Here is a 15,494-nt window from a genome sequence, read left to right as displayed (position 1 = left end):
AATACCGTGTTGGCTGTCTACGAGTGTAATTGGTTGAATAACTGATCGGCCTGTTCAAAATCCAACTCACCCTGCAGTACTTTCTGTATCAAGGCTTGCATGGGCTGCTTAGGCTTCGTCTCTGTAGAAGCCTGATTTGTATCTCCCGCCGACTTGTTCAATTCCTTTGCCAAAAATTTGGAGAATTCTTTAATGTTAGGATAATCGTACACTCTGGTTGCTGGAATAGCTGTTCCAAAGCGTTTATTCACAGCCTGCACCCACTCTACACCTATAATAGAGTCCAGCCCCATATCAATAAATTGATCGTCCCGGCCAATATCCTTTTCATTCATACTCAAGGATTTCGCAAGACTTTCTACCAGTTCCTTCTCCAATGTTTCTATCCGTACAGCCGTTGGCGCATATGTCGACCGCTTGGCCTCATCCCTGGCAGCGGGCGGCGACGAAGAAGGCTTGGCCTCAGGTCGCGGCGGGGCAGGCTTGGATTCTCCCAGCGCGGCTGACTTTTCCAGCTTATCTGCTACCATCTGGATGCTGGAAACGGAGCTCAGCAAAATGCCCTGCGGTTTTTCAGGTACTTTCGCCAAAGTCTGTCTCTGCACATTATCGTTGCTATGGTTAACTGCAGGAGGGTTGGAAACGAGTTCTTGTACCGACACATCGGCTACAGGAGATTCCGCCTCGACGTCCCGGGATTCGCCCCCACGCGCGAAGATCCAATAGCTCTCCTTGGCAAATGGATAAGTTGGCAGACTAATCCGACGAGGGCTGGTATTCTCATAAAGTCTAGTCCAATCGAAGAGCAGCCCCTTAACCCAAAGCTCCGCCAGCTTTGTATACTTACCCTTGCTTATCCAACTATCCACCATTTTTGCCATGTCTTCGTCCGCCTCAAGAACAGCTAGGATGTCTTTATTCTTCTTTGCCTGACCCCAATATAGCCCGTCAATATTCTCATCCCCCGCTAAAAAGCTCTCGAGCTTTCCTGTAAGCTCACGGGTAGACTTAACTATGACTGCTAACCGTTCTTCCATGGCTTCCCGTCCCACCTGCAGAGTAAATGCTATATCCTCCAGGCTGGTTTGCGAGTATTCCGGCTCTTTGAGTTCAGCAAGCAACCTTTGTACCTGTTCATCCAGTCGCTCTTTATTCCTCGCCGACAGCACGATCATTAAAGGATTTTGCAGTGAAATGGTAGCTTGTCTAGTCTCCTGCTCCTCAGGGATATATTCCTCAATGAGCACATGTGCGTTGGAGCCTCCGGCACCAAAGGAGGAAATACCTGCGATTCTTGGGTATTCAACCGTCTTCCCATTCATTGTGACGACGGGTCTTTTCCACTCTCCCAGCTCCTGCTGAACTATAAAAGGACTATCGCTAAAATCGATATTCGGGTTTAGTGTTTTTGAATGCAGCGAGGGCACGATTTGTCCGTATTTGAGCTGAAGGAGCACCTTTGTAACTCCGGCAATCCCTGCCGCGCTCTCACAATGCCCAATATTTGATTTTGCTGATCCGATTGCACAAAACTGCTTGTCCTCCGTATATTCCTGGAACACTTTTTGCAATCCGGCGATTTCAATGGGGTCACCTAAGGATGTCCCAGTGCCATGCGCTTCGATGTAACTGATGGTTCTGGGGTTAATTCCTGCTTTCTTAAATGCCCTTCCAATGACACTGGCCTGCGCATGGGGATTCGGAACTGAGAATCCGTTTGTCTTCCCTCCATGATTCACCGAGGTCCCCTTTACGACCCCATATATATGGTCGCCATCTGCAATAGCTTTGGCCAGTGGTTTAAGCAATACAGCTCCTACGCCTTCTCCCGGCACATATCCATCTCCGCCTTGTCCAAAGCTTTCGCACCGTCCTTTACTCGATACAAACCTCCCTTGCCCAAGCATCAGGTATTTGTTCGGATGAATGGATACATTGACGCCGCCAGCAATGGCAAGCTCACACTCGCCTTGTTGCAAGCTTTGGCAGGCCAGATGAATGGTCGTCAATGAAGAAGAGCACATGGTGTCCACAGCCATGCTCGGACCGTGGAAGTTACAGAAATAAGATACCCGGTTTGCAATGGAAGCCGGATTGCCAGGAACGGCAATCATTCTGCCCCTAGCTTGTTCCTGTGCCCCATAAAGCTGGTACTCTTCATACATGACCCCGACAAAAACACCCACATTCCTATCCTGCCCAAGGCCCCGCTCCAGTCCAAGCGCTTCCCGGGTATAGCCTGCATCCTCTATCGTTTCATAGACGCATTTCAGGAATAGACGCTCCTGAGGATCGATGATCTGTGCTTCTCTAGGAGAGATATTGAAAAACATGGGATCAAACTGATCCACACCTTTGATAAAGCCTCCCCACTTGCTGTAAGTTTTTCCAGACTGGTCCCTGTCCTCGTCAAAGTGCATACTGTGATCCCAGCGATCTTTGGGGATTTCCGTAATGCAATCCTTCCCATCGCGCAGATTGTTCCAGAATTCCCGTATATTTTCTGCATCGGGATACATGCCCGACAAACCGATAATGGCAATTTCCTCCGATCCGCCTGCTCTTTCCGGTTGCGGTTGGAAACTTGCCTGAACTGGCATGAAACGCGATTGCTTCCGACTATCAGAAAGTGACCTTACCGGGTCGTTTTCCACCGTAGAAGGCTTGAAATCTTTCGTAGCGTCCTCTGTCTCGATTCCAAGTAATTTAATCAGCTGCTTCTGGTGGACTTTGAGGAAATATTGGGTCAATTCCCGGATATTCTGGTATTCAAAAAATAAAGTTTTGGGCAGTGTTCCAAACGTTTTCTCCAACTCACGGGTTAGCTGTTTAATCATAATGGAATCAATGCCATACTTCTCCATAGGGGCATCAGTTTCAATCTGCCTTGCCGGTAGCCTGATGGATGTAGAGAGCAATTGCTTTAAATAATTTGCCGCTTTTTCGGCAAGCAGGTCTTGTCCGATGACCGAATCCATCTCGCTTTCCCTTATCATAGAGGAGGCATCTCCAGCCTGATCCAGGGACGGTTGCTGCAGGAGCGTTTCTCTTAGCTGACTGGCATGCCCTTCCAACACCATGACTTGATTCTTTTCGGAAGCCAGGCTCTGATACAAAGCCCGAATTCCTGCACCCGTCTCCATTGCAAACATCCCCATCCCTTCCATGATCTTTTCTGTTTCCCCATCAATACGCATTCCGCCTTCTTTCCAGAGCGGCCAATTGACTGAAATCGTCCGCCCCTGGCGTTGTGCTCGCTCTACCAGCGTACTGCGGTACTTGGCATAGGCGTCCATAAAGGCATTGGCAGCAGCATAGTCAGCCTGTCCTATATTCCCGAGGCTCCCTGCAACGGATGAAAAAAGGATGAAGAAGTCCAGCGGAATTTCCTTACAAGCCTGATCCAGATTCACCAATCCCGTAACCTTTGGTGCCAAAACGTTTTGCAATTCCTCCTGTGTTTTTTTAATAATGAAATTATCGCTAACCATTCCTGCGCTGTGCACAATTCCGTCCAGTTTCCCAAACTCTTCTTGGATATCCCGAATCAAATCTTCAACCGCCCTTTTATCGGCGACATCGGCTTGCCGGAATACTACTCTTGCACCTAAAGCTTCTATCTCCTCAATCCTTGCTTTGGTGTCACCACGAAGCGGGGAGCGTCCAATAAGAATTAGAGTAGTATCTCTAGCCTGTCGTGTAATTTCTTCGGCAAAAATCAAACCGAGACTTCCGGTTCCGCCGGTAATCAAATATACTCCCCTGTCTTTCCACGGAATGCTGATCGCTTCCCCGGAGGCTTTAATTTCCGTCCATACGGCAACATGCCGTCTACCCAATTGATAGCGGATATGTGGTTCTATAGAACCGCGACTGTTTTCTTGCAGGATATTTATCATACCTGCTGAATCCTGCTCCACATCCATTTCTATCAGCTGGCCAACCAGTACTGGATTCTCCAGCCATGCTGTTTTTAAGAGTCCGGAAAGTCCCGAGAATACCTGTTGGTGTTCCTGCACCGGAACGACAAGCTGAACCAATGTTTTGCCTTTGGATTGCGTTTTAAGAATATGTTGAATTGCCTCAAACACCTGTGTCGCATAAGTCCTAAACCGTGCATCAATGCTCTTCTCTTCGGATTGGAGAATGAGGCACTGCACCCCGTTCATTTGCGATTCAATAATTTCCCCGGAAATATATCCCGGTTCGCATAAAATTACCAGATGCTGTTGATAGTCAGGTGCTGTTCCTTCCAGAGCAATCGCTTGTTCTTCCCACACAGGCTCAAGCATCAAAGTCTCAGGTGCAGTCCATTCATCTGGGCCCCCTGTTCCTCCTTCAGCAACTCGTGATGAGAATCCCTTCATTCTCACACAAACATTCCCCTGCTCGTCACACAAATCGATATCTAACTTTTGCAGCGAGCCATTTTGCCTGCTGTCTTCACTATTACGGATCCAGGCCCACATCTCTGATGTACATTTGTTAAACACCACCAACTCTTCCAATGCAAATGGTAAAGCTGGCTTAATGGAAGCTTTGCGATCACCCGCACTCATAATCAAGCCTATCGTCGCCTGAAGAGCGGAATCCATCAAACTGGGGTGCATCACAAAATGTTCCATCGTATGGTAAACGGAAGAAGGCAAGGACAACTTGGCAAGCGCTTGACCAACCCCGATATATATTTTCTCAATTCCCTGGTGTCCCGGCCCATAGGACACCTGCATCGTCGCAAACGCCTCATAGCACTGACGGGATGAGAAGGAGCCCAGATTGCACTGCTCCAGCAAGGTTTCAATATCTATAGCGGGGATCTCTGCCACCGGAACAATTACTGCCCTACCTTCACTATGCACCACCAGCTCCGTGTCCGTTGTTCCAGACTTGCTGTAAATTTCATAGGCGATCTCCCCGCCATCTTGCGGATAGAGCCCAATACTGACATCCACCGACTTCTCCCCAACCACAACAGGCCGGATCCAATCCACATCTTTTAACCAAATGGACGTCCACCTGTCTTCCGGAGATCCTGCAACCTGCTCTACTGCCGCCCGCGCCATTTCAAGGTAGGCCACTCCAGGCAAGAGCTTCTGTCCCCTTATCACATGGTCAGACAGGAAAAATTCCTTCCCCGTAAAAGTGGAGCTGAACTGCAGTCCATAAATATCGGACGTATTACGCTGAAGTAAGGGATGAATGCCGACTGCTATCTCCCGTTCCAACACAACACCGCTTGCTCCCGTCCGTTTATTGATATCGGTTATACAATATCGTTCTTTGGCAAAGGGATAGGTTGGCAGACTGATACGGTTTGGTTTAGCCTCTCCGTACAACAGGGCCCAGTCAATAACGACTCCCTTTACCCAAAGGTCTGCGATTTTGCCATAGCTGCCTTCGCTAACTAACACATCAATCGCCGTGCCCGCACCCTCTCCGTCTTCACGAGCTCTATTATCTTCTCTATGGCGTTTGGCGTGTCCCACGTATAAGCCGTGGATACCATCCCGGCCTTCCACAAATCCTTTTAATTTCTCTTCTAGCTCCCGGAGAGAGCCTGCAACGAAAGCCAAACGTTCTTCCATCGCTTCGCGCCCCGACTGAAGGGTATACGCTATATCTACCAGACTGCTGTCTGTAAATGGATGCTCCCCGATTGCAGCTAGTAATAGCTGCGCCTGCTCTTGTAGTTGTCCTTCACTCTTGGCTGACAGCACCACAATAGCCGATTTTGGGGTGGTAAGGGTAATAGAATCCTGCTCCTGCTTTCCAGGAATATATTCTTCGATTACCAAATGGGCATTGGCACCCCCGAATCCAAAGGAGCTAACACCTGCTCTCCGAGGAATATTTTCCCCTAGAGTATCCCGCTGTGGCTTCCACTCCTGCGCCTCCTGAACGATATAGAACGGACTGCCTTCAAGTTTTATATAAGGATTAATTGCATCACAATGAAGGCTTTTGACCAGCTTTTTATGCTTTAACTGAAGCAGTACTTTTATGACGCCCGCAATTCCAGAAGCCAGTTCCAGATGTCCGATATTGGTCTTCACCGAGCCCAATCCACAATGGGATTCTGTAATCCCGGGTCCTTCTGTATTCTCATAAAGCTCTTTGAAAGCTGCTTTCAGTCCGTTAATTTCAATCGGATCGCCCAGCTCGGTGCCTGTCCCGTGGGCCTCAATGTAAGAGACAGTCCTTGGGTCGATTCCGGCCTTTGTATATGCATTTACCAACACATCCGCCTGAGCCCTCGGATTAGGAGCTGTCAGGGAATTGGCCCGGCCTCCGTGATTGACGGCAGTACCCCGAATCACACCGTAAATATGGTCTCCATCCTTCTCTGCATCCTTCAGCTTTTTCAGGAAAAGCATGCCGGCCCCTTCACCACGCACGTAGCCATTGGCCTTATTGGAGAAGGTTTTGCATCGACCGTCCTCACACAGCATTCCTGCTTTGTTAAAGCTGATATGGAGTTCAGGTGTGATAATCACATTAACACCGCCCGCAATCGCCATCTCGCAGCCTCCATCCTCTATGGCCCTAACGGCCCGGTGAATGGCCACCAGCGAACTGGAGCAAGCCGTTTCGACAGGCTCGCTCGGACCATGAATATTAAGGAAATAGCTCATTCGATTGGGCCCGACAGACGGTGCCATACCGCTGGAGGAATACGCCTCGACATCCACATTTCCCTGATAGATCATACCGCTGTAGCCGCTGTTCGCGGTACCTACAAAGATTCCTGTGCGGGTTCCCGATAGACTCCCTGCCTGAATGCCTGCATCTTCAATCGCCTTCCAGATATAGGTCATCAACAGACGTTGCTGCGGGTCCATGAGTGCGGCTTCCCGTGGTGAAATTCCAAAGAATAGCGGATCAAACTCATAGATCCCCTCAATAAACCCGCCCCACTTGATGTTTGTTTTATTGGCCTCCTGCTCAGGGTCACCGTAATACGTCTTCCAATCCCAGCGATCTTCGGGGATTTCAGTGATACAGTCCCTGCCTTCCTCAAGATTTTTCCAAAACTCATCCACATCCCGGGCCATGGGAAATACACCGCTCATTCCCACGATGGCAATGGGTTCAGGAGCAGCCTGAGTCAGCTGCGGGTTGGACAACACATTCCCGCCTACAAACCGGAAACGCTGCCGTCTACCGCGGGTACTGTCTTCCCTATCATCCTCCACGGCCTGCACAGCAGGCTCAGTCCGGGCATGCACGGCAAACTGCTCGCCAAGCACGGCATCATATTCGTCCACCAAATACCTGGTGAAGTCATGAATCGTTGTGTATTCAAAAAATATGTCCGGCGTCAGCTCAAGCCGGTATGAGTGATTGATGTTGTTGGTAAATTGTGTGAGCAGGATGGAATCGAAGCCATACTCACTCATTTCTACATGTGCATCAATATCTTCAAGTTTGACTTTCAGCAATTTTGACACGGCCTGTATCATAGCGGCCTGCACCTTGTCCAGCAGATCTGGTACGGCATTGCTTTCAGAGGAAGCTTCTGAAATTCCTGTCACCTTTTCAGGCTGCCTAGTCTCTGGAGTCGTGATTAAACCCATGGTTTTCTTCATTTTTGCAAGATTGCCTTCCATCACCATAACCTGATCAACGCCTGCGATCATGCCACGGTACAAGGCCTGAATGCCGGAAGAGGTTGACATGCCGCTCATGCCTGTACGCTGCCTTACCAGCTTCTCCGTCTCCTCATCAATACGCATCCCACCCTCTTTCCATAGCGGCCAATTGATGGATAGCGTTTGACCCTGTCGCTGCTTAGATGCTATCAGAGTGTTCCGGTATCCGGCATAAGCATCCATAAACGCATTAGCTGCAGAATAGTCTGCCTGTCCCTGATTACCTAATCCTCCGGCTACAGAAGAAAATAGAACAAAGAAGTCAAGCGGCAGTTTCTTGCTTGCCTGATCCAGATTCACTGTCCCTAATACTTTGGGAGCGAGAACCTCCAGCATCTCCTCGCTATTTTTTTGGAGTATGCGGTTGTCGCGAATGACTCCTGCACTGTGAATGATGCCATTGATGTTTCCGAATTCCTCCTGAATTTCCTGGATTAAATCGGTCACCGCCTGCTCCTGAGTCACATCAACCTGTCTGTATATGATTCGTGCCCCTAATGCCTCCATTTTCTTTATCTCAGCCCGTTTGCCCTCATCCAGCGCGGAACGCCCCGTTAAAATCAAGACGGCTTTATGAACTTTATCCGTAATCTCTCTGGCAAAAATGAGCCCCAATCCACCGGCACCGCCGGTAATCAGGTACACTCCGCCCTCCTTCCACGGGTTACCCGCCGCTTCCTGAGAGATGTGAACTTCGTTCCAGCAGGAAACCCACCGTGTTCCTTTCTCGTAACGAATCTGGATATCCTCGAGGCTACGGCTGTTTTCTTTTAAAATGTCTATGATTGCTCCCCAGTCCTCATCCTGTCCCAGTTCTATTAACTGACCTACCAGTTTTGAATGCTCAAGCCGGGCCGTTTTTAAAAGACCGGAAAGTCCCGAGAAAAGCTGCTGCTCCTCCTGTCCGCTTATGGCAATCTGGATCAGCACCTTACCATTGGGTTTTTCCCTGAAAATGCTTTGAATCTCTTCAACCACCTGGACGGCGTAACGCTGGAACTGTTCCGCGATTCCGTTTCGGTCGGGTTGCAGTACAATGCATTGCACGCCGTCCATCCGAGCTTCAACTTGTTCACGGGAAATCCCGTACGGCTGGCAGAGTAACACGACATGGCGATCATATGCAGGCATTTCGACCTCTAGAGCAATCCCTTGCTCTTTCCATACGGGTTCAAGCATCAAGTTACTAGAATTAGACTGAACATCTGAGGAAATCGAGTCCCTATTCAGAATTCTTGATGAATATCCTTTTATCCTGACACAGATGGCTCCGGTTTCGTCGCTCAGGTCAATATCCAGCTTCTGTGCCTTTTCCTCAGCTATACCGTCTGCATTATAACGAATCAACGCCCACATGATGGAGCTGCAATTTTTTATAATTTCAACTTCTTGAATGGCGTAAGGCAGAGAAGGTTTGATCTCGCCAGACCCCAGCGTCAAGCCTATGGTTGCCTGCAAGGCCGAATCTATCATACTTGGATGCAGGACAAATTGGCTTTGATTGTCAGAAACGGAAGACGGCAAGCATAACTTAGCCAGCACTTGACCCTCTCCCGCATACACCATCTCAATCCCTTGATGTCCAGGGCCATAATCCATTCCCATATCCCTGAAAACTCTATACAATTGTGTGGGATCGAAGTTCCGACTGCATACATTCTGCAAGTCTTTAATATTCAGTGCTGGGACCTCCGCAGCTGATCTTCGTGCAGCACTGCCGTAGCTATATATCACAATCCCTGCATCAGCTTCTTCGCTCTCCCCATATATTTCATAGGAAATCTCTTGATGATCATCCAGGAAAAGTCCGATGTGTAACTGTAGTGGCCCATGCTCTACGATAATAGGCCGTGCCCAAACCACGTTTTTAAGGCAAATTCCGGTTGGCCCGCCCTCATCAGATCCTGTTGCCTGATCCACGGCTGCCCGGACCATTTCAAGGCAAGCAGCCCCGGATAAAACTTTACGTCCATTCACCACATGATCCTTCAAGAAAAACTCCTGGCCTGTAAAAGTCGAACTGAACCGCTGTTCCGAGAAATCGGAGGTGTTTAGATGCAGTAAAGGATGGAGCCAAGCAGCAGTGACAGAAGTCATGCCTTTGCCTGCCTTGCTGTCAAGCTCAGGCGCCCAACAGCGTTCTCTTGCAAAAGGATAGGTCGGTAGACTGATCCGGTAAGGTTTGATGTCCCCATACAGCTTGTTCCAGTCAATAGTTAGTCCCTTTACCCACAACTCCGCTATTTTTTTTAGTTTTCTCTTCTTGATCCAGTTTTCAAGCAACGATTTGGCATCTTCATCCGCCTCAAACATCACAATCCCGTCTTTGCTCTTTTTCACCTGAGCCGTTAGGACGCCAGCAAGCGGATCATGATTCACAAATCCTTCGAGCGTTTTTAGCATTGCCTCTTTTGAATCTGCCACAAAAGCCAGCCGGTAATCCATCGGCTCGCGGCTCACTTGCAGCGTATACCCCATATCCGAGAGGTTAAGATTTTCCTGGGATGCAATAAAGCTCCTCATTCTTTCGGCATACGTTTTTAGTTGCTTTTCACCTTTGGCAGACAAAACGAAGAGAACGGGATTATGGATATCGGCGGCTGTTGGTGATATCGCAGATGTTCCCGTCCCGGGACGATATTCTTCAATAATAAGATGGGCGTTCGTACCGCTAAAACCGAAAGAGCTCACAGCGGCGCGCCTTTTGTCCCCGCGGGAAGGTTCCCACGCGTTCAATTCTGTATTGACATAAAAAGGAGAATTATCAAAATCAAAATGCTCATTCGGGTTCTTGAAATTCAGTGTCGGCACTAGTTTTCTATGCTTCATGCATAGCAACACCTTTTGCACGCTTGCTATGCCCGCTGCTGCAGAAGTATGCCCGATATTGCTTTTTACCGAACCTATGGCACAGTAGTTCTTCTGATCGGTTTTTTCTTTAAAAGCGGTTGATAAAGCTTCCAATTCAATAGGGTCGCCCAGCTTGGTTCCTGTCCCATGCATTTCAACATAGCTAATGCTTTCAGGCTCAATCTGATATTTGTTGTATATTTCCCGCTCCAGCTCAATTTGGCTGTTTGTGCTTGGCGCGGTAATCCCGTTGGTTTTCCCATCTTGATTGATTCCGGACCCGATAATAACTCCGTATATATGATCCCGATCAGCTTCAGCATCCTTCAGCCGCTTCAGAACCAGCGCCCCTACTCCTTCCCCTGGAACAAAGCCGTTGGCGCTATTGTCAAACGCTTTACACCGACCATCTGGCGACAACATTCCGGATGCAGACATGCCTACATACGATTCAGGAGTCAGATATAACGACACCCCGCCAACCAACGCCATTTCTATCTCTCCGTTAGATAACGCCTGGCATGCCAGATGGGTTGCCACCAGCGATGAGGAGCATGCCGTATCTACGGATATGGCCGGACCTTTCAGATTGAGGAAATAAGAGATGCGAGCCGCTGCAATAGCGTTACTGTTTCCAGTAGTATTGGTGAACTGCGCTTGATGCTTGTACCGCAGCATACTATATTCATTATTTAAAATTCCAAGGTAAACCCCACATTTTTTATTTCCCAACTGTGAGCCACTATAGCCTGCATCCTCAATTGCCTTATATGCTTCCTGCATAAAGATGCGCTGCTGGGGATCCATCCCTTCCGCCTCGGTAGGAGAAATATTGAAAAATAACGGATCAAAATATTCCATATCCTCTAAAGCACCCAGCCACTTGCAATTGATTTTCCCCTCTTGCGCTGGACGAGGATCATAATATTGGCTTACATCCCAACGCTCCTTCGGGATTTCAATAATGGAATTTTTGCCTAGAGCGAGATTATCCCAATATTGCTGCACATCTTCCGCACCAGGATATCTTCCCGAAATCCCGACAATTGCAATTACGTCTTTATTTTCCGAAGGTAAAGGCGATGAATCCTCTGCTACCTTTACCAGGTGGAATGGCTCGGGCTCCTCCTTAGGCGAGAGCCTTGGAGAGCATTGCATCGTGTCAGGTCCCTTCGAATGGACTTTCGCAATAGGCTTGTCCGTGTCCGGGACTGTGTTCAAGGACTGTTGATTGGAGCTTCCTCCACGCTTATTGATTTCTTGTGCCAAAAATGTAGCGAATTGGCGAATGGTCGGATAATCGTAGACCTTGGTCGCTGCTATGGATGTGCCATATCGTTTATTTATGTTTCGAACCCACTCTACGCCTATAATGGAATCTAGTCCGGTATCTATAAAGTTTTTATCCGCCTCGATCTCGCTCCGTTCCATGTACAAAGCCTCAGCCAGGCTAACCGTCAGTTCTTCCTGCAACAGCTCTGCAGAGGCGCTGCACTCAGTCATGCTGGCCTGCGCCTGCTTTTCAAACGAAATCGGCATCAAATTCACCTGAATGGAAGCCTCTCCCGATTTCTCCGGCTCTAATGCAACGGATGACGGTGAATACTCTGCTGGAGAATGATCCGAAATAGACTGGGCAGAGAATGGCGCAATTGATTTGCTCAACAATTCCTTCTCTACAAATTTGCTAAAATCCCGGATGGTTGGATAATCGTAGACTTTTGTCGCTGTTATGGCTGTATTGTAATGCTTATTAATGCTACGAACCCACTCTACGCCTATAATGGAATCCAATCCAAGATCAACAAAGTTTCTATCCGAATCGATATCGCTCCGATCTATATATAAAGCCTGCGCCAGGCTTGTTGTCAGCTCCTCCTGCAATATTTCCGCTGATATTGTAGAAGGAATAGACGACAGCGCTTCCGTCTTCTTCTCATCCTCTAATGTGTGCGATGTCTCCTCCAGTGAAGTTAACATGATCGTTGTCCCCTCCTGGTTGGCAGACTTGCTTAGATGCGGCTGACGGTCCAACAAATTCGGTAAGGATATAGCGCTTGGTTTTTCAGAACTATTCAAAAAAACGGATTGCATTAGGGCTGTTGGCTGCATCGCATGAGTCTGGACGGGAATTGCCTTTTCCTGAGCTTCCGTAACGGCTCTTTCTACAGAGGGACTCATAATATCCGTGATCCAGTACCGCTCCCTCGCAAAAGGATAGGCCGGCAGGCTAATTCGCCGCGGCTTGGCATCCCCATAAAGCATGTTCCAATCCATCGACAATCCCTTGACCCATAGATCAACAACCTTCGAATATTTCCTTTTCCCTATCCAGGCAGCGATCGTTTTGTCCATGTCTTCATCTTCTACCAGCGCCGTCAGCGCCTCCTTATTCCGTTTGACCTGACCCCGGTACAACTCAGGGATACTGTCCCGTCCTTCCAGGAATCCTTCCAGTTTGTCCGTCAGCTCCTGCATGGACCCTGCTATCACTGCCAAGCGCTCTTCCATGGCTTCGCGTCCCACCTGTAGCGTGTAGGCCACATCGGCCAGACTGCTTTCGCTGAGCTGTCCTTCCCGCATAACGGCTAGCATTCTCTCGGCCTGCTTTTTCAGTCGTTCTTCATTTTTGGCTGACAATACGATGATCGCAGGCTTTTGAGCCGTAACGCTCATGGGCACCTTCTCTTCCGCAATGTACTCTTCGATGATGACATGTGCATTGGAGCCTCCCGCTCCAAACGATGAAATCCCGGCAATCCTCGGATATTCCCGCGTCTCTCCATCGATCTCAACCACCGGTCGTCTCCATTCCCCCAGCTCCTGCTGGACGACGAACGGCGTCTGACCGAAATGGATGTTCGGATTCAATTCTTGGGCATGCAGGCTGGGAACCAGCGTCTGGTTTTTCATCTGCAAGATGATTTTCTCCACCCCGGCGATGCCCGCTGCTGCCTCCAGATGTCCGATGTTGGACTTCACAGAGCCTATGGCGCAGAATCCCGTATCCGGCGTATCCTTCCTGAATGCCTGGGTCAGACCCGTCACTTCAATCGGGTCTCCCAGCTCCGTGCCTGTCCCGTGGGCTTCAATATAGCTGACCGTCCGCGCATGTACCCCCGCTCGCTCCAGGGCCGCCCGGATCAGTTCCCCTTGGGCTGTCGGGTTCGGCACCGTATAGCCGTTGGTCTTACCTCCATGGTTAATGCTTGTCCCCCGGATCACCGCATGAATAAGGTCCCCATCAGCGATCGCCTTGGACAACGGCTTTAATAGGATGACCCCCGCGCCTTCTCCAGGGACAAACCCATTGCCTCCTTTGCCGAAGCTCTTGCATTGCCCGTCTGCTGACAGCATGTGGTTGGCGCAAAGTCCCACATAACTGAGCGGATGGAGATACAGATTTACTCCGCCTGCAATAGCCATTTCGCATTCTCCGCGGTACAGATGCTCACAAGCTTCATGAATCGCGGTCAACGAGGACGAACACATCGTATCGATTGGCATGCTTGGCCCTTGCAAATTAAAGAGATACGAAATCCTGTTGGCCACTGAACTAAAGGATGTATGAGGGTATATTTGCGTTCCTTTTCTCCATAAATCCAGTCCGTATAGATCAAAACCCGTTTTGGTAATCCCAGCAAATACGCCTACCCGGCGGTTATGCCGCATCGCAAGCTGTTCTCGGGTGTAACCCGCGTCCTCCAGTGCTTCCCAACAGGCTTCAATGAACAGCCTCTCCTGCGGGTCCATACCGAGTGCTTCCCGTGGCGCAATATTGAAAAAGCGCGGATCGAAATCCGCAAATCCTTCGATAAAGCCACCCCACTTGCTGTAGCTTTTTCCATTCGCCACCGCTTCCTGTGAATCAGGATGGAAGAACCCTTCCAGCGTCCAACGCTCACTGGGGATTTCGGTGACACAGTCCTTCCCTGCTTTTAGATTTTCCCAATATTCGTTCATGTCCCTGGACCAGGGATACTTTCCAGCCATCCCAATGATCGCTATCGGCTCACGCATTTCCGCAGGGGCAGACCCCGCCAAGCTTCGGACAGGCTTCGCTTCCGCCTTTGCCGCAGCCGGCACGGCTTCTTCCTCGGCGCACAACGGTGCCGCAAGTATTTCCTCTACAGGCTGCATGTCATGGCTTATTCCGGTCCACTGCATGCACTCCTGCGGGTATTCCGCCACAAAATATTCCGTCAAGGCGTGCAAGGTCTGGTACTCATAAAACAACGTCTGGGACAGCTCTCCAAAGAAGCCCGCCAGCTTGGCATTCAGCTGGGTAATCATGATCGAGTCGATTCCATACCTCTCCAGCGGCTCATGGGCTTCGATGCTGCTGACGCTCAGCCGAGTCACCTCTCCCAAAAGCACCTTGAGTCGATATAAGGTTTTATCGTAGAGCTGGACTGCATCCAGCTTAGGGGTTGCCTGATTAGAAATAGCTACTTGGATGGCACGGACGCCGGCTTGTGAGACGCCTTTTGCCAAGTAGGCCTCGATTTTTTCAGGCTCCCCTTCCATGACCATCACCTGCTCCTTGCCGGAGGCCAAGCTTTGATACAACGCCCTCATTCCCGACCGGGTCTGCATGGTTGTAATACCCATGTTTTGCGTCATGATCTGTTCCGTGTCCGCATCGATCCGCATTCCGCCCTCTTTCCATAGTGGCCAGCGGATGGATAACGTCTGCCCCCGCCGTTGCTTGGCCCCTACCAGGGCATTCCGGTATTCAGCGTATGCGTCCATAAAGGCATTGGCCGTCGAATAGTCAGCCTGTCCAGGATTGCCCAGGCTGCCCGATATGGAAGAAAAGAGCACAAAGAAGTCTAGGTTCTGGCCGCTGCTTGCCTCATCCAGATGGACCAGTCCGCTCACCTTCGGTCCCAGCACCTCCAAAAATTCTTCACTAGTTTTTTTAATGATGAAATTATCTTGAATCACCCCTGCGCAGTGGATGATCCCATGGACACGTCCAAATTCCTGCTGAAT

The 15,494-nt window shown here is 49.6% G+C and carries 1 protein-coding gene (cut by a window edge); it reads right to left on the bottom strand.

Annotated features, from left to right (window positions below; all coding sequences use genetic code 11):
* Positions 1 to 17: 17 nt before the first annotated feature.
* Positions 18 to 15,494 carry the 3' portion of an SDR family NAD(P)-dependent oxidoreductase gene (locus tag NLX73_RS02765; RefSeq protein WP_254325305.1) on the bottom strand. 4,203 nt of this gene lie beyond the right edge of the window, so 15,477 of the gene's 19,680 nt are visible here — the last part of the coding sequence; the start codon falls outside the window, past its right edge; the stop codon is at positions 18 to 20.

This window comes from Paenibacillus sp. CH40 (genome assembly GCF_024213605.1).
Taxonomy (GTDB): Bacteria; Bacillota; Bacilli; order Paenibacillales; family Paenibacillaceae; genus Paenibacillus; species Paenibacillus polymyxa_B.
This window is presented reverse-complemented; position numbering and strand designations above follow the sequence as displayed.